The organism is Pseudophaeobacter arcticus DSM 23566, from assembly GCF_000473205.1.
Classification (GTDB): Bacteria; Pseudomonadota; Alphaproteobacteria; order Rhodobacterales; family Rhodobacteraceae; genus Pseudophaeobacter; species Pseudophaeobacter arcticus.
On the sequence record NZ_KI421507.1, the window covers coordinates 2,248,092 to 2,266,097 of the forward strand.

At 58.6% G+C, this 18,006-nt stretch carries 24 protein-coding genes; all 24 read left to right on the forward strand.

Annotation, left to right across the window (positions count from 1 at the left end; genetic code table 11):
• Positions 1-10 precede the first annotated feature (10 nt).
• The 24 genes from ARCT_RS0114950 (at position 11) to ARCT_RS0115065 (ending at position 17,995) form a co-directional block, all read left to right on the forward strand.
• Positions 11-295: a hypothetical protein gene (locus tag ARCT_RS0114950; protein WP_027240792.1), complete on the forward strand. Its 285-nt coding sequence runs from the start codon at positions 11-13 to the stop codon at positions 293-295.
• 239 nt (positions 296-534) lie between these two features.
• The gene (locus ARCT_RS28055; protein ID WP_161631327.1) at positions 535-1,032 is read left to right on the forward strand and encodes a hypothetical protein; all 498 of its coding nucleotides are present in this window, start codon (positions 535-537) and stop codon (positions 1,030-1,032) included.
• Between the two features lie 20 nt (positions 1,033-1,052).
• Positions 1,053-1,385: a hypothetical protein gene (locus ARCT_RS0114960; RefSeq protein WP_027240794.1), complete on the forward strand. Its 333-nt coding sequence runs from the start codon at positions 1,053-1,055 to the stop codon at positions 1,383-1,385.
• Positions 1,382-1,684 (forward strand): hypothetical protein, encoded by a 303-nt coding sequence (locus ARCT_RS0114965; protein ID WP_027240462.1) that lies wholly within the window; start codon positions 1,382-1,384, stop codon positions 1,682-1,684. Before ARCT_RS0114960 ends, ARCT_RS0114965 begins: the two co-directional genes overlap by 4 nt.
• Entirely contained in the window at positions 1,684-2,700 is a 1,017-nt protein-coding gene (locus ARCT_RS26240; RefSeq protein ID WP_084300878.1) for a ParB/RepB/Spo0J family partition protein, read from the forward strand. The genes ARCT_RS0114965 and ARCT_RS26240 overlap by 1 nt, the downstream gene beginning before the upstream one ends.
• Complete coding sequence (locus ARCT_RS26245; protein WP_036784964.1) at positions 2,697-4,829, forward strand: transposase domain-containing protein; 2,133 nt, start codon at positions 2,697-2,699, stop codon at positions 4,827-4,829. The genes ARCT_RS26240 and ARCT_RS26245 overlap by 4 nt, the downstream gene beginning before the upstream one ends.
• Before the next feature lie 66 nt (positions 4,830-4,895).
• Complete coding sequence (locus tag ARCT_RS26250; RefSeq protein ID WP_051360787.1) at positions 4,896-5,642, forward strand: AAA family ATPase; 747 nt, start codon at positions 4,896-4,898, stop codon at positions 5,640-5,642.
• Positions 5,642-6,517 (forward strand): hypothetical protein, encoded by an 876-nt coding sequence (locus ARCT_RS0114985; RefSeq protein WP_027240795.1) that lies wholly within the window; start codon positions 5,642-5,644, stop codon positions 6,515-6,517. Before ARCT_RS26250 ends, ARCT_RS0114985 begins: the two co-directional genes overlap by 1 nt.
• Entirely contained in the window at positions 6,514-6,888 is a 375-nt protein-coding gene (locus tag ARCT_RS0114990) for a hypothetical protein (protein WP_051360788.1), read from the forward strand. Before ARCT_RS0114985 ends, ARCT_RS0114990 begins: the two co-directional genes overlap by 4 nt.
• 102 nt (positions 6,889-6,990) lie before the next feature.
• Positions 6,991-7,668, forward strand: a complete 678-nt coding sequence (locus ARCT_RS0114995) for a DUF3164 family protein (RefSeq protein WP_036784966.1) — start codon at positions 6,991-6,993, stop codon at positions 7,666-7,668.
• A gap of 12 nt (positions 7,669-7,680) precedes the next feature.
• On the forward strand, positions 7,681-7,935 hold the full coding sequence (locus tag ARCT_RS0115000; protein WP_027240798.1) for a hypothetical protein: 255 nt from the start codon (positions 7,681-7,683) through the stop codon (positions 7,933-7,935).
• Complete coding sequence (locus ARCT_RS0115005; RefSeq protein ID WP_027240799.1) at positions 7,935-8,387, forward strand: gp16 family protein; 453 nt, start codon at positions 7,935-7,937, stop codon at positions 8,385-8,387. Before ARCT_RS0115000 ends, ARCT_RS0115005 begins: the two co-directional genes overlap by 1 nt.
• Positions 8,384-8,779 carry a helix-turn-helix domain-containing protein gene (locus ARCT_RS0115010; RefSeq protein ID WP_027240800.1) on the forward strand — a complete coding sequence of 132 codons (396 nt, stop codon included), beginning with the start codon at positions 8,384-8,386 and terminating at the stop codon, positions 8,777-8,779. Before ARCT_RS0115005 ends, ARCT_RS0115010 begins: the two co-directional genes overlap by 4 nt.
• A gap of 82 nt (positions 8,780-8,861) precedes the next feature.
• Positions 8,862-9,473, forward strand: coding sequence for a holin-associated N-acetylmuramidase (locus tag ARCT_RS0115015; RefSeq protein WP_027240801.1), 612 nt, complete (start codon positions 8,862-8,864; stop codon positions 9,471-9,473).
• A complete protein-coding gene (locus tag ARCT_RS0115020) occupies positions 9,464-10,045 on the forward strand; it encodes a holin family protein (protein ID WP_027240802.1) in 582 nt (193 codons plus the stop codon). Before ARCT_RS0115015 ends, ARCT_RS0115020 begins: the two co-directional genes overlap by 10 nt.
• Entirely contained in the window at positions 10,036-10,374 is a 339-nt protein-coding gene (locus ARCT_RS28680; protein WP_084300879.1) for a DUF2730 family protein, read from the forward strand. Before ARCT_RS0115020 ends, ARCT_RS28680 begins: the two co-directional genes overlap by 10 nt.
• A 6-nt stretch (positions 10,375-10,380) precedes the next feature.
• Positions 10,381-10,680 carry a VpaChn25_0724 family phage protein gene (locus tag ARCT_RS0115030; RefSeq protein ID WP_027240804.1) on the forward strand — a complete coding sequence of 100 codons (300 nt, stop codon included), beginning with the start codon at positions 10,381-10,383 and terminating at the stop codon, positions 10,678-10,680.
• 1 nt (position 10,681) lies between these two features.
• Complete coding sequence (locus ARCT_RS0115035; RefSeq protein WP_027240805.1) at positions 10,682-11,245, forward strand: phage protein Gp27 family protein; 564 nt, start codon at positions 10,682-10,684, stop codon at positions 11,243-11,245.
• Entirely contained in the window at positions 11,242-11,580 is a 339-nt protein-coding gene (locus ARCT_RS0115040) for a DUF7694 domain-containing protein (protein WP_051360790.1), read from the forward strand. The genes ARCT_RS0115035 and ARCT_RS0115040 overlap by 4 nt, the downstream gene beginning before the upstream one ends.
• Positions 11,570-13,012 carry a phage terminase large subunit family protein gene (locus tag ARCT_RS0115045; RefSeq protein ID WP_027240807.1) on the forward strand — a complete coding sequence of 481 codons (1,443 nt, stop codon included), beginning with the start codon at positions 11,570-11,572 and terminating at the stop codon, positions 13,010-13,012. Before ARCT_RS0115040 ends, ARCT_RS0115045 begins: the two co-directional genes overlap by 11 nt.
• Positions 13,012-14,577, forward strand: coding sequence for a DUF935 domain-containing protein (locus ARCT_RS26255; protein WP_036784969.1), 1,566 nt, complete (start codon positions 13,012-13,014; stop codon positions 14,575-14,577). Before ARCT_RS0115045 ends, ARCT_RS26255 begins: the two co-directional genes overlap by 1 nt.
• A complete protein-coding gene (locus tag ARCT_RS27595) occupies positions 14,570-15,757 on the forward strand; it encodes a phage head morphogenesis protein (RefSeq protein WP_027240808.1) in 1,188 nt (395 codons plus the stop codon). The genes ARCT_RS26255 and ARCT_RS27595 overlap by 8 nt, the downstream gene beginning before the upstream one ends.
• A gap of 357 nt (positions 15,758-16,114) precedes the next feature.
• Complete coding sequence (locus ARCT_RS0115060) at positions 16,115-17,077, forward strand: phage protease (RefSeq protein ID WP_027240809.1); 963 nt, start codon at positions 16,115-16,117, stop codon at positions 17,075-17,077.
• A gap of 6 nt (positions 17,078-17,083) precedes the next feature.
• On the forward strand, positions 17,084-17,995 hold the full coding sequence (locus ARCT_RS0115065) for a Mu-like prophage major head subunit gpT family protein (protein WP_027240810.1): 912 nt from the start codon (positions 17,084-17,086) through the stop codon (positions 17,993-17,995).
• Positions 17,996-18,006 lie beyond the last annotated feature (11 nt).

Here is an 18,006-nt window from a genome sequence, read left to right on the forward strand (position 1 = left end):
GTGATGAATGATGACAGATAGCGACTTCCCTTTCCAGCATGGTGACATGTTGTACAGCGCAATCCTTGGCGCGTTCCGTGCCAGCGGCACGACTTTTGATCAATGGTACAAGGCCAATGGTGTAACTCAGGCACAGGCGCGCAACGTGACCTTTGGTATCTCCCAAGGTCCGAAAAGCCGCCAAGTTTTGAAAGCGATGATCCTGGGTGCAGGGCCGGATGTTGTGAAAGCCGGATATCTTGCCCGTCTGACCCGTCATGTCGAAGCCCTGAAAGAGCTGGGGGCGCTGAAATGACCTTTTCCCGTAACGACTTGAGCGAAATCGAAGGCGAAGCGCGGATCGCAGATCGGCACATCCAAGAGGTGCTAGAATTCGGTCGGATCTCTGAACTCCACGCCCTTATAGAGCGCCGCAAGGAAGAACTTGAGGATTTCGGAGAGGTTTTCCGCGTTTCAACAAAAAACCCATCTTCAAGGGGCGGGCGTCCCACAGTCTCATACCTTCTCAATGAACATCAATCCGTAGCTGTCTGCATGTGGGCAAGAACAGAAAAGGCTCGTGAGGCCCGGCGAGAAATCATCGAAGTGTTTATGGCATGGCGGCGGGGCAGCTTGGTGGTGGCGGATGAGGCCCCGCAGAACAGCGAAACCCGTCCTGATCTGAATGCCACCATGGCGGCCAGCACTGCACGGGTGCAGCACAGCACCGACTATCTGCGCAGCCTCTATGGGCTGGGGGAATTGCAGGATATCGCCAGCGATGTAACCCATATGCCGATCTGGCCCAGCAATCGCCGCCCGAACTGGTGGCACAATCAGGACCTGCGCAGCTTTCTGACCAAGGCGCATCGCCAGATGTCCAGTGTTCGGGCCGCTTCAGAAGGTCAGCGCCTGTTTGGCGAGGACTGCCCCGGCAAATCCGCGATCTGCGAATATTGGTTGCGCCTGGATAAGGCCAAGAAAGAAATGGTTCTAGTGCCTGAACAACCAACTTCCACCGCATCACGCGAAGTGGCGAGGCTGGGTAAATGATCCGGTCCGTCCCCCTAGCAATGCAGAATAGAAGCTTTGCGTCGACCTCCCCGGAGACGCCAGCTTCTGCCTCGCTCAACCGTACCACTCTGAGCACCCGCAAGATCCAGAGTGCCCGTATGCGGTTGAGCCACTACCCCAGCGATGCCGTGGATGCGTCGCTGGGGGCTTTTGACACCCCACGCCCGCTCACGGCGAAGACCGGCCCCGGCGCAGCCCTATTTTGGCTGAACCGGGGCCACATTATCCACCTGCCCTGGGCAAACTTTTCTGAGTTTTGGGACGATCTCATTGGCGGGCTTTGCGTCTGCATCTTCCCCCTGCTTCTTTTGTTTCTGGAGTTTGTGAAGTGACCGAAGAATTTAAAACCCGGCGCACGTCCCTGGCCCCCATAGCCGCCGCACTAGCGGGTGCGACCTCTGAGTATGCGGAACGCCGCCAGGAGGTCCAAGACGTCCATATGGATCTGTGCAGTGCCCGCCTGTGGGGCGCCCCCAACCTAGGCGAAATTTCGGCAAAATCTGATGCCGCCGTCGAAGCCATGAGCGCGGCACAAGAGAAGGTCGCCGACCTGATGGCTACCCTGCAGTCCACAGGCGCCCTCGCCAATTTCTACGCCTTCGTCTCAACCCAAGACCGGGCTGCAACCTGATGCCCGGCGCGCAGATCATAAAGGGCCGTTTCCCGGCCCCAGAGCGCGCCGATCCCACCGGTCATGCCGCACAGAACGGCAGGCCTTCCCCAACTGAACCCCATTTCACTGGAGCATCCACAATGACCCCTCCAAATTGGCAGAATACTCAATCGTTGCCGGTGGCAGACATCCAGGTGGAAGAGCGCCTGCGCATCGCCTCCGACACGGCAGTCGCCAGTATCGTTTCATCCATTCAGGAAGTCGGCAGCATCCTGCAACCCTTGTTGGTGCGCCGGGTCAAAGGCGGCTATCGCCTGATGGACGGGCTGCACCGCCTGACCGCAGCGAAGCAGGTCGGCCTGGAAGAAGTACCGGTCAAGGTGAGCGAATGCACCAATGACCAGGCCATCAGGATTGAGGTCGACGCCAACGTGGCAGGCGCACCGCTCACACCTTTGGATATGGCGGTATTTTTGGCCGCTCATAAAGAGCTGTACGAGCGGGAAAACCCCGAAACACGGCGCGGTAGCGCTGGCGGCAGAGCCAAAAGTGAAGTGCTAACTGACAAAATGTCAGTTAGCAGTTTTGCTGCCAACGCCGCCGAGGTTTTTGGCAAGGGCGAGCGTCAAATCTTCCGCCTGATCAGCGTCGGTGAGAAGCTGTCGAAAGCTGAAATTGGCCTTTTGCGCAAAGCACCAAAACGGGTGCAGTTCAAAGACCTGGAACACATCGCCAAATGCGGCGCACAAGCCGACCGCAGTGCAATCTGCGCCGCCCTGGGAGCGGGCGAAGCGAAAACCGCCAAGGAAGTTCTGGACCGCAAAAAGGCCCCAGGCGCGGCGGTGCTGTCGCCGCTCGATCAGCAGATTGCGAAGCTCAAAGACGCCTATTCGCGCGCTCAGAAAAGCGCCCGCCGGGAGTTCGTCCGGCTTCATAGCGACGAGCTGATTGAGTTGATCCATGAAATCAGCGCCGAGGAAGAGGGTGCCGCCGAAGTGGTCTCGTTTGCCAGCAAACGGGAGGCGATCCAATGAGCGCCGACATAGCCCCATCCCAAGAATGGTGGTCTGCAGAGCAGATTGCAGAGGCTTGCCTGCCCGGCCTTCCGGGATCCGCGCGGGGGGTGAATGCTTTTGCCCTGCGGGAAAACTGGCGCGCGACACCCGGCGCCATCATGCGCAAGCCTGGGCGCGGTGGCGGGTTGTTCTACCACTGGTCCCTCTTGCCCTTTAATGCCCGTTTAAAGCTGATTGAACGGGAGGCGCAGCACAAAGAGGCCTGCCCCGAAGATCACCAGGATCGTGGGCAAGCCTGGGCCGGGTACGAGGCGTTGAGCCAGAAGGCGAAAGACACCGCAGCCGACCGGCTGGACGCCTTGGATAAGGTCGAATTGTTGCACACCAGCGGCGCGCGCCATGTGGTCGCGGTTGAGGCCGTCGCTAAGGAAAAGGGCCTCAGCCCCCGCACGGTCTATAACTGGATCGCCTTGGTTGAGGGCGTCGCGCCTGAGGATCGTTTGGCCTATCTTGCACCGCGCCCGCCTAAGAAACGCACCAAGGCCGAAGACCGGGCGCAGTTCGCCCCGTTCCTGGACTGGCTGAAAAGCGCTTACCTCCGCCTGGAACGCCCGACCTTTGCCCAAAGCTACCGCTCGGCAAGTTCTGAGGCCCAGCGTAAAAAATGGCCGACGCCCCCAGAGAAGACCGCGAAACGCTGGGTTGACGCAGAAGTGCCCCGTACCGTGCAGGTCTTCAAGCGGGAGGGGGCCAACGGCCTCATGCGCTGCTTTCCTGCCCAGATCCGCGACCGCTCATGCCTGTCTGCCCTGGAAGCGGTCAACGCTGACTGCCACAAGATCGACGTCTTTGTGGAATGGCCAGACGGAACCATAAACCGCCCCCAGATCGTGGCGTTTCAGGATCTCTATTCTAACAAGATCCTGTCCTGGCGCGTCGATCACGACCCCAACAAGGTCATGGTTATGGCCGCCTTTGGTGAGCTGGTCGAAAACTGGGGTATTCCCAAGCGCTGCCTCTTCGACAATGGCCGGGAATTTGCCAACAAGTGGATGACCGCCGGCGCGCCAACCCGGTTCCGGTTCAAGATCCGCGAAGACGACCCAATCGGGGTCTTGCCCCACCTTGGAATTCAGATGCACTGGGCCACCCCGGCCCATGGCCAGGCCAAGCCCATCGAGCGGGCTTTTCGAGACCTGGCAAGCGACGTGGCGAAAGACCCGCGCTTTGCCGGGGCCTATGTCGGCAATCGGCCCGATGCGAAACCTGAAAACTACGGCAGCCGTGCCATCAAGGCGGCTGATTTCGTGGAAATTCTGTCCGAGGGCATTGCAGAGCACAACGCGCGCCCTGGACGCCGCTCAGCAACCGCCAACGGGCGCTCCTTCGACCAGACCTTTGAAGAGAGCTACGCGACCGCTCCGATCCGCAAAGCAACCGAAGACCAGCGCCGTCTTTGGCTGATGGGCCAGGCCCCCGCAAAGCTGCACAAGGAAAATGGTGGTTTGAAGCTGCATGGCAACGTCTATCACTGCGACTGGATGAGTCAGGAGGCAGGAGCAAAGGTCATTGCCCGCTTCGACCCTGAGGATCTGCACAGCGGCGTCCATATCTATGCTTTGAGCGGCGAATACATGGGCTTTGCGGAATGCCAGCAAAAGGTCGGGTTCTTCGACCTGGAAGGCGCGCGTTCAACAGCTCGCCGCCGCAGCCAAATTACCAAGGCTCAGAAGAAGCTCGCCGAGCTTCATGCTCCATTTGCACCGGAACGGCTCGGCGCGGACATGAACGCTGGACGCAAAGAGACCCCTGCCCTGATGGCGGCAAAGGTGGTTTCGCCGGTCTTTCCAAAGCCGCAACCCCGTGTTGCCTTGTCTCGGACCAATCCCGACGCGGCAACCGCTCGCGATGCGCTGGTCTTGAAAATGAAATCCAAGCCGAAGGCCAAGGCCACTCCCACCGAGTTTCAGGTGGCCGGCACCCCCGACGAGCGCTTTGACCAGGTTGCCGAGATCCGGCGGAAAATCAACGCGGGCGAACCAGTCGGTGACCGGGAACGGAGCTGGATGGAAGGCTTTGTGGACCACCCCGAATACAAGGGCCTTTTGGCCGTGAAACGAAGCTTTAGCGGCGGCAACGCCGGGTAAAAAAAAAGAAACGCCGCCGCCTGGCTGGACCCCAAGGCGACGGCATAAGACTTGATAGGAGTGAGCATGGCATATCTTTCTGAAATCGGCAACGCTGTTAGGCCTCTGACCAATGTGGCCAGAATGGCTGGGCTTCTCGATGAGCTGAAAGACCGCGTCTTTGGTGCCCCCGGCTTTGGGGTGTTCCATGGCCCTCCGGGCTACGGAAAGACCTTCGGCGCGATCTTCTGCGCGGTTGAGCTGGATGCAATTCACCTGCTTGTGCAAAGCGAATGGAGCAAGAAATTCTTCCTCCAACAGCTTTTGCGCGAACTCGGACAATCCTCAAAGGGGACTGTCCCAGAACTTGTGCAAGCCGCCACACAGGCCCTGGCATTAGAAAGTCGCCCCTTGATCATTGACGAAGCTGACTACCTGATCGCCAAGGGGCTGACCGGAATTGTGCGCGACCTTCACGACGGATCGCAAATCCCAATCCTGCTGGTTGGTGAAGAGAAACTGCCCCAGAAACTCAGGCAGTTTCGCCAGTTCGACAGCCGAATTTTTGCCTACGCAGAGGCGTTGCCCGCCGACCTAAAAGATACGCGGGAACTGGCAGACATGGTGTCCCCCCAAGGCATCAGCCTTGATGACGAGATCTTGGAGGAAGTGCGCGCCCGCCACACCGGAAACGCCCGCTGGATCGTCAAGGAAGTCTCCCACATTTGCAAACAGGCCCGGCTCAACGCCATCAGCGAAATCACCAAACAGAGCTGGGGGGGCCTGGAGTTCCTGCGCGACACAGCCCCCATGCCACGGGATGACTTGAAATGATGCAGGTCCCCGTAAAAAAAGGCCCGGAACGGGAAATGCTGGAGTTCATCCGTTCCCAGCTTCGCTTTGTCGAAATGGACGTTTCCGCGCATTGCTCTGCTAGGCCGGAAGCCATGTCCCGCTTTATGGAACGGCTGCGGGACAGTGGCGCGGTGGTTCCCTGTGGCGTCTCGGGCGGTCTGCGCTACCTCACCGCCTGGGGGCCACAGGAAGCGGTCAAGATCGACGCCATGGACAAAGCTGGTGAACTCACAGCAAAACGCGCCCGCTCCTACCTGCTTGAGCTGATCGAAGGGGCAGCAGCAGAGGGCGTTTCGGTTGATATCCCCACCTCGAAACCCGGCACAGACCACGAGCGCAAGATTTGGCAATTCATCTCTGCACACCGCCACTTCACCAACGGCGATGTCATGGCAGCCTTTCCAGAGAACCCGCTTGAAACCATGGGCTTTCTGCGCGCGTTGCGCGCGGCAAAAGTGGTCAAATTCTGGGGGCGTGAAAAGGCGACAGCCTTCTATACGGTTCACTCCCCCAAAGAGCAGCGTGTAGCGGCAAAAGACCTGCGCAGCAGCACCGAGGGCGCTATCTGGTCCGCGATCCGCATCAAGCGTCGTTTCCGCCCCCTTGAGCTGCACCAGGCCCTTCTCCCAACGCGCCCCGAACTCAGCCAAGACGAGGTGACCCGGTACTGCCGCACCCTCAACAAGGCGGGTTACATCAAGCCCCCGAAGCCAACCAAAAAGATCACCTGTGAAACTCCGTTCAATCTGGTCAACAACACCGGCCCGCTCCCCCCTCACTCTCAGCGCGTGACCGTGATTGTTGACCCCAACGAAGACAGAATTTCTTACTCACCACTAGGGCAAGTACAATGAGCAACCGAGCAATCCTCGCCGATGACGGCTGGAACGGCAGCGTTCCCGATTGGGTGACCGTTCTTGTCACCGAATGCGACCAATCTTCCCAGGCGACCGTGGCCAAAAAGCTGGACGTCAGCTCGGCACTGGTCAGCCAGACCATTCGCAACCAATACAAGGGCAACATGAGCAATGTGGAAACCATTGTTCGCGAAACCTTCATGAACGCACCCGTGCAGTGCGGTGCCCTGGGCGGCGAGATTGAAAGCGCGACCTGCCTCACCTGGCGGCGCCGGGCCGAAGATCTCACGTCTTCAAGCCCCATGCGCGTGATGATGTTTCACGCCTGCCGGGCCTGCCCCAAGTTCAAGCCGGAGGCCGAAGAGTGACCCTTCCCCCGAAAACCAAACTCGCCATCTGGCTCCGCAGTCTTGCCGACCGGCTTGATCCGACCGGAGCTTAACCACCCCCCAAATCGAAAGAAACCACCCATGACAAACGCCCAGAATCCGACTCCCGAAACGACCTCAAGGCCCGCACAGATCCCCGATGGGGTTGTTGAGATCAAAGGCAAAGAATACCGCACCAATGCCAAAGGCTCATTGGTGCCCGCTGAGCTGGTGAAAGCCCAGGACGCGCTCCAGGACGAGACGGTCCGCAAGATGATCGGCTATGGCAAGGCCCTTAGCGAACAGATTGCCCGGTTCAAGGCCCATACATTCAACGACATCAGCGCATTCGAAGCGCTGCTGGCCCAAGAATACGACGCCACTGTCGGTGGCAAGAAAGGCAACAAGACCCTGTTCAGCTATGACGGGTTGTACAAGGTCCAGGTGCAGATCGCCGAGTCCTTTGATTTTGGCCCTGAATTGCAGATCGCCAAAGGGCTGGTGGACGAGTGCCTGAATGAGTGGGCCGCAGATTCTGGCCCTGAGCTGCGCGCCATCGTGACCAAGGCGTTCAACACCGACAAAGAGGGGCAAATCAACCGCTCTGAAATCTTCATGCTGCTGAATCTGGACATCGCCGACGAGCGCTGGAAACGGGCCATGCAGGCAATCCGCGACGCCATGCGGGTGGTCGGTTCCAAAACCTATGTCCGCTTCTACGAGCGGGCCTCTCAGACCGCCGCATGGGAAGCGATCACCATTGATCTTTCAAAAGCATAGGAGGCTGAGACCATGGCACTGACCGAAGATGAAATCCGCGCCAGCCTCAAAGAGGGAATGAGCCTCTACGCAACCAGGTTGCACCGCGCCAATCTGGTGCTGGGCAACCGGCTCGCGGTCCTGCGCCAGGAAGCGGACCTGGCCAAACTTCCAGACGGTCGCTTTGACCAGGTTGCGCGGGAAGAAATGGAAGTGGCCGACCGGCGTATGCAAGCCAACGTCCAGATCTGCCACCCGGCCACACCTTTCCTGCAGGAGATCTCGTAATGAGCCGCGCCCTGCAAAAGAAGATCCACGTCGGGTGCAAAGAACTTGGCCTGGACGGTGACGCCCGCCAGGCGCTGCAACTTGCCGTCACCGGCAAGGCTTCCATGAAAGACATGACTGAGGCCGATTTAAACGCCGTTTTAAATCGCCTTAAACAGGACGGTTTCAAGGTCAACTCGAGCGGTAAGAAACATGCCAAGGCCTCGCGCGCCGATCTGCGCTTGATCCACGTTCTTTGGCGCAAGCTCGGCGAGGCTGGCAAACTACGAGACCCGAGCCGCAAAGGCCTCAACAAGTTCATTCGCGAGCGCTTTGGCAAAGCCTGGAGCAATGTGCCCGCAGACGTGGACATGATGCGCGATCACGTTGAAATCGACCAGGTCATTCAAGCTCTCAAAGCCTGGGGGCAGCGCGTCGATATCGACTTCAATTGGTCGGACCACCAGAAATGACCCAAGAGTTCCGCCCCTACCTGCCCGGTGTCCTGGCCTTCATTGCTGATGAAATCAGCGATAAACTGGCTGTGCGTTTGGCGGAACTCAAAGGCGGGCGTGAGGTCTACATTCCCAAGAACCCCGGCCCTGAAACCTCCCTGGCCAAACTGGTCGGCCTGGAGAACGCTCGCCTTCTCTACGAACATCTAGGCAGTGGCAAACTGTTGGTCCCTGCCGGAAACATTGGCGGCCAAACAGGCCGACGCCAGCGGGTGGCAATGCTACTAGACCAAGGCTTGAGCCACTCAGAAATAGCGGCAGAGGTTGACGTCCATCTGCGAACTGTGGAACGTGTAGCCGCGTCCCTGCGTGATCCTGAAAGCAAGAACCAGGGCGACTTTTTCCTCTAAAATCAGACTATCCCCGACAATCGCCGGGGCGGCAAGTTCGCTTTGCACCGCGTAGTTTCGTCTCAAACAGACGGAGCTTTCCATGCAGTCAGTCCAGCAAATTGCACAAGAGATCGTGGCGCGTGAAGGCGGCTATGTGAACGACCCGGACGATCCGGGCGGGGCCACCAAGTTTGGCGTCACCATCCACACCATGCGCCGACTTGGGCTGGATCTGGACCGCGACGGCGACATCGATGCCCAGGACGTCCGCAAGCTGACCCGCGAAGACGCCGTCGAAATCTTCATCCAGCACTATTTTGCAAAGCCCCGTATCAACCTGCTGCCAGCCGAGTTGCAGGCGTCCGTCTTTGATATGTACGTCAACGCCGGCGGCAATGCAGTGAAGATCCTCCAGCGGCTATTGGGCGAATTTCAAGAGCCGGTTGCCGTTGATGGCGCGCTTGGCCCGAAGACCGCGCAAGCGGTGCACCGCGCGTTCAAAAAGGCAGGCGGCTACTTTGTCGACGCCTACGGCATTGCCCGTCGCAATTACTATTTTCGGCTGGCGGATCGGCGGCGCGCCTCCCGCAAATATGCCCGCACCCGTGCGGGCGGCAAAGGCGGCTGGATCAAGCGCGCCGAGGAGTTCATCGCGCCGCGCTTTCACATGAGCCAATCAGAGTTTCAGAAGAGGACCGCACAATGGGGCTGATTAGTCAATTTTGGGGAATGCTCTTTGGCGGGGGCCGCAACGTGGTCGCTGAGACCGTCGAAGTCTTCCGGGAGAACGCCGAGGCCGGGGCCGTGCGTGGCGCTGCAATCCAAACCGGGGCCATGGGGCAATTCTCGGCTGAGTTCGGCCAACGCCAGCGCGGCTGGTTTGATCGCTTTATGGACGGTCTAAATCGCCTGCCCCGCCCCGCTATGGTGATCGGTATCCTGGCGTTGTTCACATCGGCCATGACCAATCCAATCTGGTTTGCAGAGCGGATGCAGGGGCTGGCTCTTGTTCCTGAGCCGTTGTGGTGGCTGCTGGGGGCCGTCGTGTCCTTCTATTTTGGTGCACGGCAACAGGTGAAGACCCAGGACTTCCAGCGTGATCTAGCGGCAACCATGAGCCGCGTTCCCCAGGTCGTGGAGAATATCGACGCTCTGCGCACCCTGCGCCATGACAGCCCCGGTGCCGCTGAAACGGGAACGGATACGGAGTTGGCTCAGTCAGCCACTGAGCAAAGCGACAACCCCGCTGTGACCGAGTGGCAGGAGAGCAAAGAGTGGCCCTAGATCTTGATACAGGGCTGAAGCTTGCAAGTTTCCTGCTGTCCGTTGGGGCGATCATTTTCGCCTTCATATCCAATCGCAGAAAAGACACCGACGAACGGTTCAAGGACGGTTCAAAGCGGATGGACCGCCACGACATGCGGATTGTTGCCCTGGAACAAACCGTGCAGGCCATGCCCGGAACCGGTGACATCCACGCCCTGCAACTGGAGCTGGTCAAACAGACGGGCTCGCTAGCAGAAATGCGCGCTGTAATGGAAGGCAACGCCAAAATTATGGCGCGGCTTGAAACCATTGTCAGCCGCCACGAAGACCACCTTATCGGGGGCTAAGAGCAGATGACCAAATACATCGACAGAATTTCCCAGCACCGCCGCCTCACCATCCTGAAATTCCTAGCGGACAGCCCAGAATACACGTCAAACGCGTCAATCCTGGAACACGTCTGTAATGACTTCGGCATTTCGTCTTCCCGTGACCAGATCATGGGCGAGTTGGATTGGCTTCAGGAACAAGGCTTGGCAACATTTGAAGACAACGGCTCCTTCCGCGTGGCGACCATCACCAGCCGGGGCGTTGACATTGCCACAGGCAAGGCCCGCAATGCTGGTGTCAAACGCCCACGTCCGGGTTCCTGACATGCCCCCGCCCCGCAAGGTTGACCTGCTCCCCTCTGAGCTGAAGAAATGGCTGCAAGACGCGCTGAAAGAGCGTGGCTTTGCAGGCTATGAGGATCTGGCCGAAGATCTGAATTTCCGCCTGGAAGAAGAAGGCTATGAGCTTCGGATCAAGAAATCTGCAATCCATAGTTACGGCACCGAGTATGCCGAGTTCGTCAAACATCAGGACGAAGCCAGCGCCTGGGCGGCAGGGTGGATGAACGACAACGGCTTGGAAGAAGAGGCGCAGCGCCACAACGTGCTCTTCCAAATGATCACCACCCTCGCCTTCAAAGTCATGCAAAGCCAGATGACCAAGAAGGGGGAAGAGATCGACCCCAAAGAACTGCACTTTATCGGCAAAATGCTCAAAGACGTGATGGCAAGTTCCGGCATTCGGCAAAAGCTCATGGATGATGAACGCAGCCGGATCGCCGAGGAAGAACGCGCCGCATTGGCCAGCAAGCTTGATGAGGCTGTTGAAGCTGGCGACGTCGAAAAAGAAGCCGCCTTGAAGGCCAAAGAGATCATGGGGTTTGCATGAATACCGAACCCGAAACAGAACTGTTTGAGGCTTTTGGCTTTCCGGTCGAAGTGGACCAGAACTTGGGCCATCTCTGGGTGATCCACGACGGGACTATTTCTTGGGACCAGCTCCAGGAGATCAAGAACCAAGCCTGGGGCGCTGATGCCCGTGCGATTGAAGTTTACCCAGCCAAAAAGGACGTGGTGAACTCGCTGGACTGCCGTCACCTCTGGCGGCTTGGCCCAAATGATTTTGCACCGGATCTGCTTGGCAATGACCCCGCAAGAGATAGCCTCGCCGCTCGCTACATGACTGCTTGGGCAGAAGCGCGAGAGGATAGACATGGCAGCTAATGTTGATCCGGTCATCACCTTTCTGCCTTACCAAAAGGCATGGATTGCGGACAAATCCCGTTTCAAAATCGGTATGTTTACCCGTCGTGGCGGCAAGACTTTTGGCTCGGGCGGCGAAATCGTTGACGACTGCATTGATGCGGAGATCGAAGGCCGTAAGACCCGCTGGACCATCCTGTCCCGATCTGAGGCCACTGCAAAGGAAGCCATTGAAGACGCTGTAAAGCCCATGACCGAGGGCTTTTACGCAGCCTATTCGACATTGGCGCGCAAGGGACGCCCGGAATTCTCAGAGGAGGATTTCATTGTCCCGGCCCACAAGCGGGAAGTGGTCCAGAATGGTGACACCCACCTGATCGACGTGGAGGAAGCCAAGTATAAAGCCCAGGAGGTGCGCTTCCCTGGTGGCTCTCGTGTTACTGCGATTTCAGCCTCCCCCGATGCCGCCCGTGGTTTCGGCGGCAACATGCTCTTTGACGAATTCGCGTTCCATGCAGACAGCCGCAGGATCTGGGGCTCAGCCTTTCCGGTTGCCGCGCGCGGCGGTCACAAAATCCGCGTCATCAGCACACCAAATGGCAAGGGCAACAAATTCCACGAGCTGATGACCACCGTGGACAACGGCTTTTCCAAGCACCACGTCGATATCTACGAGGCCGTCAAACAAGGCCTGGACGTAAATATCGAAGAGCTTCGGGCCGGTATGTCCGACGAGGACGCCTGGTCGCAGGAATTCGAGCTGCAATGGCTGGATGCCGCGTCGAGCTGGCTAGACTACGATTTGATTTCGTCATGCGAAGATGTGCGCGCCGGTCATCCGGCTCTCTATCGTGGCGGGATCTGCTATGTCGGCGTCGATATTGCAGCGCGCAACGACCTCTTTGTGATCTGGGTTCTGGAGCTGGTAGACGGCCAATTCATCACCCGCGAAATCATCGCAGAAAAGCGGATCAAGTTTGCCCGCCAGGATGAGCTTTTGGCCGACGTGTTCCGGCGCTACCGGGTTGCCCGTTGCTGCATGGACCAAACCGGCATGGGCGAAAAGCCGGTTGAGGATGCCAAGCGCAACCACGGCGAAGACCGGGTACACGGCGTCATCTTTGGCACCGGCACAAAGCTGGATATGGCAACCGGCCTGAAAGAGCGCTTCCAGGATCGCTCTATGCTCATTCCAGAGGGCGACCCGAAGCTACGCGCCGATCTTCACGCAATCAAATCGGTGACCGGCCCCACGGGCATTCGCCGCCTTGTGGCTGACACCGACACCGACGGCCACGCTGACCGCTTCTGGGCGGCGGCTCTCGCCTGTCTTGGGGCCGAAACAGAATATCAGCCGTTTGTCTATCTCCCGGTTCCTGCAGGTGGCGGTAAAGACGCGCAGCGCCCTGTCAAAATTACAGCGGGCTTTCGTGCCCAAAAAGGAGTTTGGTAATGGCTTACCAGCTGGTCGACCACCTTGGACGCCCGATTCAGAAATCTGCACTGGTGGAACGGATTGCGGAGCCGGGCCTAACCTCAATCCGAAACGCCTGGGCGCCAACCGTGGCATCGGGAATGACCCCGTCCCGCTTGGCGTCCGTGCTCTTGGCAGCCGCAGAGGGCAATATTCACGACTACCTTGTTCTGGCTGAAGAGATGGAAGAGCGGGACCAGCACTATGCGTCAGTCCTGGGCATTCGCAAACGGGCGATTTCCGGTGTTGAAGCCATTGTGGAGGAAGCCTCCGACAACCCGCTTGATAAGAAGATCGCCGACGACGTCCGGGAAAACCTTGCGGAGCATGACGGGTTTTCAGATCTGGTCGAAGACATGCTGGACGCCCTGGGCAAAGGGTTTTCACAAGTGGAACTGGACTGGGGGTTCGGCAAAAAGAGCTGGTGGATTGAAGAATTCATTCGCCGCGACCCCCGGTTCTTTACCTTCGACCGCGACACTGGCCAGGAGGTTCGCCTTTTGGACCAAGAAGACCTGGTCAATGGCGTTGAGCTGAAGCCCTTCAAATGGATTTCCCACAAAGCCAAGTTAAAATCCGGCCTTCCAATCCGGGGCGGTCTCGCGCGCCTGGTTGCGTTTGGCTGGATCTGCAAAAGCTACACGGTCAAAGATTGGACCGCCTTTATTGAGACCTACGGCCTGCCCCTGCGCCTGGGGCGCTACGGCCCTAGTGCTACCAAAGAAGATGTCGAGATCCTGTTCCGCGCTGTTGCAAACATCGGCACCGATGCGGCTGCAGTTCTTCCCGAGAGCATGAAAATCGACTTTGAGGGCGGCGATAAAGGCACCGGGGGCGACAAGGTTTTTGAGAACCTGGCGCGCTGGACCGACGAGCAAACATCCAAGGCGGTTCTTGGCCAAACCATGAGTTCCGACAACGGCTCTTCCATGGCCCAGGCTCAGGTTCATAACGAGGTGCGCCACGACGTTGCCAAGGCCGACGCCAAGTCCGTCACCACGACTTTGATGCGTGACCTGGTCAAACCCTATGTGGATCTGAATTATGGGGTGCAAAAGCAATATCCCAAGCTCAAGATCATCATTGAGGAAGCCGAAGACGTCGACATGATCATGCGCCACACCGCCGAGATGGTGGACCGGGGCATGAAAATCAAACAGTCTGAGGTGCGCAGCAAGCTCGGCTATTCGCAGCCGGATAGCGACGACGAGGTCTTGGTGTCGTCAACGGCTCAGCCCGCCGCAAAGCCAGCCCCTACACCTCCCGCGAAAGAAGCCGTGGCCAAGAACCGCGCGACCGAACCAAGTGCAGACCCTTATGCCGCGCTGAAAGAGCTGGAAGGGGAGCTGGCGGGGGATTGGGAAGAGGTCATGACCCCGATTATTTCACCCGTTCTTGAAGTGCTGGAAACGGCGACCTCCTACGAGGAAGCTCTTGCTACTCTCGCAGAGGCTTTCCCCAAGATGGACACGAAGGCCTTGGTTCAAAGCCTGGTTAAATCGGCTGTAAAGGCCCGAGCCCTGGGCGACGGTTCTGATGGCTGAGTATTCAGACAAGCCGGGCTATGCCTTTAACCCAGGACCGCCGCCCGAGGTTTCGAATTTCTTTAGCAACAAGAGCCTGCGCCCTAGCTTTAGTTGGCAGGATATTGAGCCAGAAGAACACGCGGTCAGCTTCACCGTCGCCAAGGCTATGCAGGTCGATGTGCTTCAAACCATCCGCGACGAGCTGCAAAAGGCGATTGATGACGGCGTCCCGTTTGAACAGTTTCAAAAGAACCTGGAGCCACGACTGCGCCGGATGGGCTGGTGGGGCGTCAAGGAACAAATCGACCCGCTGACCAATGAAGTAAACAAGGTGCGCCTCGGCTCACCCCGCCGCCTGAAGACGATCTATCGCGCCAACATGCGCTCAGCCCGCGCCGCTGGACAGTGGGACCGCATCCAGCGCAGCAAGCGCGCCCTGCCCTATCTCGTTTACCTGATCGGCCCCAGCCAGCGTCACCGCCCGACCCATGAGGCTAAGAACGGCCTGGTGCTGCCCGTGGATGATCCGTTCTGGCAAATTTGGTATCCGCCCAATGGTTGGGGCTGCTTATGCCACGTGCGCCAAATCACCCGGCGCGAGGCCGAGGAAATCGGTATCGGCGAAAGCCCGGAAACGCCGATGCAAGACGTGTTCAATGAGCGCACGGGAGAGATCAAATCTATTCCTTCCGGCATTGATCCAGGATGGGAAAGCAACCCCGGCGCTTTCAGGCAACGCCGCATGGCAGAGTTTTTGCAAGGCAAGCTCGATGAGGCAGATCCGGCCATCGCCCATGCGGCGGCACGAGACATGGCGACAAGCTGGCGGGTTCGGCGCATCCATGACGGCACCGCGCAAGGAACCGCGCCTGTGGCTATCCTGCCAAAAGCCCTTGCGGACAAGATCGGGGCACAAACCCGCGTTGTGAGTTTTTCAGACTACACCGCTGCCAAGGGCCGGGAAAAACACCCAGAAGCCGAGATTGAACGCTTTGCAGATCTGGAGCGGGTTCTGGGGCGCGGCACCATTGTGCAACGGGACAACCCCAAAAGCCTGTCCGTCCTGGAAGAGATCGACGGCGATTATTGGCTGGCAGCGTTCAAGGCGACCCAGGACGGCAGCGAAATCTATCTCAGCACTTTTTACCGGCCTGCCCGGCGATATGCTGAGCGCCTTCTAAAGCGAGCTGGAAAGTGAGTGGATCTGCGCTTGCAAGGTCGCAACCCCTTGTCGATCCCAAACCGAGGGTCTGGTCCGGTCGAGCGAATGGCTCAAGCGCAGGACCAAAATAGGCTGTTGGGGGCGAATTTTCAACCCGGCCACCAGATTTGATGCAATCGCCTGCCTGCCGCCCGGCTAGGATCAAATTTAAAGGGTACTTAAACGGGGTACAAACGCCCTTGAGCAATTTTCCGGGCCACGATAGCGTCTAGAGTGTAGAGGCGCTGTATGGGCCTTATTTCGGCCTCCCCCAAAATCCCAAAATCACCCGAGCCACTGCCCCCGACATCCGTCAGGGATGAGTAAGGCCGCGCCGTGGCGCAATGTCGGCCCATGACACAGACCAATTCAATCCAAACTCTGGCCTTGGCCATGAACAGCGTCGGCGACGAAGCGCCCGACTGGATCCAGCTCACACCGGCTGGCCCAACTCTTGAGGGGCGCGACGGTCGCACCTGGAAAATGGATGACCCGGAAGCCGTGGTCGCTGCGTTTGAAACCCACGGCCAGGACCTGCCCGTCGATTTTGAACACGCCACCCAGGAAAAAGGCGCTAAGGGCGAACACGCTCCTGCGGTGGGTTGGATCACCGAGCTGGAAGCCCGCAACAATGCCCTGTGGGGAAAAGTTGACTGGCTGGATACAGGCAGAGAGGCCGTCGCCTCTCGCGCCTATCGTTATGCCAGCCCGGTTTTCAATTTTGCGCGTGCGACCAAAGCCGTCAGCAAAGTCTTGTCTGTGGGCCTCACCAATCAACCGAATTTTCAACTCACCGCCCTCAATCGCGAAGGCGCACAGGAGGACTGCACCATGAATAAAGACGCCCTTGAGGCGTTGGGCCTGAAAGAAGACGCATCAGACGGCGACGTTCTGACCGCGATCAACAAGCTCAAGTCGGACGAAGCCACCGCGCGCAATCGCGCCGAGACGCCCGACACCTCAAATTTCGTGCCCAAGGCTGATTACGATCTGGCCATGAACCGCATTCGCTCCTTTGAGGGCGAGGCGGAAAAGCGCGCCGACGCAGAAATCACCGCCGCTGTGGATGCCGCTGTGGAAGCGGGCAAGATTGCCCCGTCCAGCCGCGACTATCACACCGCCGCCTGCCGCTCCGAAGGCGGTCTCGCAAACTTCCAGGCGATGGTTGAGGCCAGCCCCGTCATCGCTGCCAAAACCGACCTGGACGACAAAGACCCCGACAAGGGGGCAACCGCGCTTTCAAGCGAAGAGATCGCCACGTGTCGTGCCCTTGGCATGACCGAAGCTGAATTCGCCAAAGCCAAGGCCGAGGAGTAACCCGACATGATGGTAACAGCCGCCGCTCTCGCCGCCCTTCAAGTGGGCTACAAGAAGAATTTCCAGGACGCGTTTTCCGCAATTCGTCCTGAGGCCGATTTCACCAAGGTCGCCACTGTCATCCAATCGACTTCCAAATCCGAGACCTATGGCTGGCTCGGCAAGTTTCCCAAGATGCGGGAATGGGTCGGTGCCCGCGTGATCAAAGACATGGAAGCCCATGGCTATTCGATCACCAACAAAGACTTTGAAGCCACGGTCGGCGTTGACCGAAACGACATCGAAGACGACAACCTGGGCATCTATGCGCCTCTGTTTCAGGAGATGGGGCACAGTGCCGGTCAACAGCCCGATGACCTGACCTTTGGCCTGCTGGCAAACGGTCGCACTGAGACCTGTTTTGACGGCCAGTATTTCTTTGACACCGACCACCCGTCACATGATGAGAACGGCGGTGACACAGTGGCATCCAATGTCGATGCATCCGGCCTGGGCGGAAACCCCTGGTGGTATCTGCTGGATGTCAGCCGGCCGTTGAAACCGCTGGTTTATCAGGAACGCAAGAAGCCTGAGTTCGTCGCCCATGTCGATCCAAAGAACTCCGACCACGTCTTCCACAACAAGGAATTCCTCTACGGTGTAGACGCGCGGTCCAACGTCGGCTTTGGCCTCTGGCAAATGGCCTATGCCTCAAACGTGGCTTTGGACGGCGACAGCCTGGATGCCGCAATTGAGCAGATGCGCTCGCTGAAGGATATCAACGGTCGCCCCCTGGGCATCAAGCCTGGCCTGCTTGTTGTTGGTCCCAAGCTGCGCTCCCAGGCGAACAAGACCGTCAAAGTCATGTTGAGCGAAGGCGGCGCATCCAATGCCAACTACAACGCGGTGGACGTCCTGGACACCGACTGGGCGGCCTAACCGCTACCCAG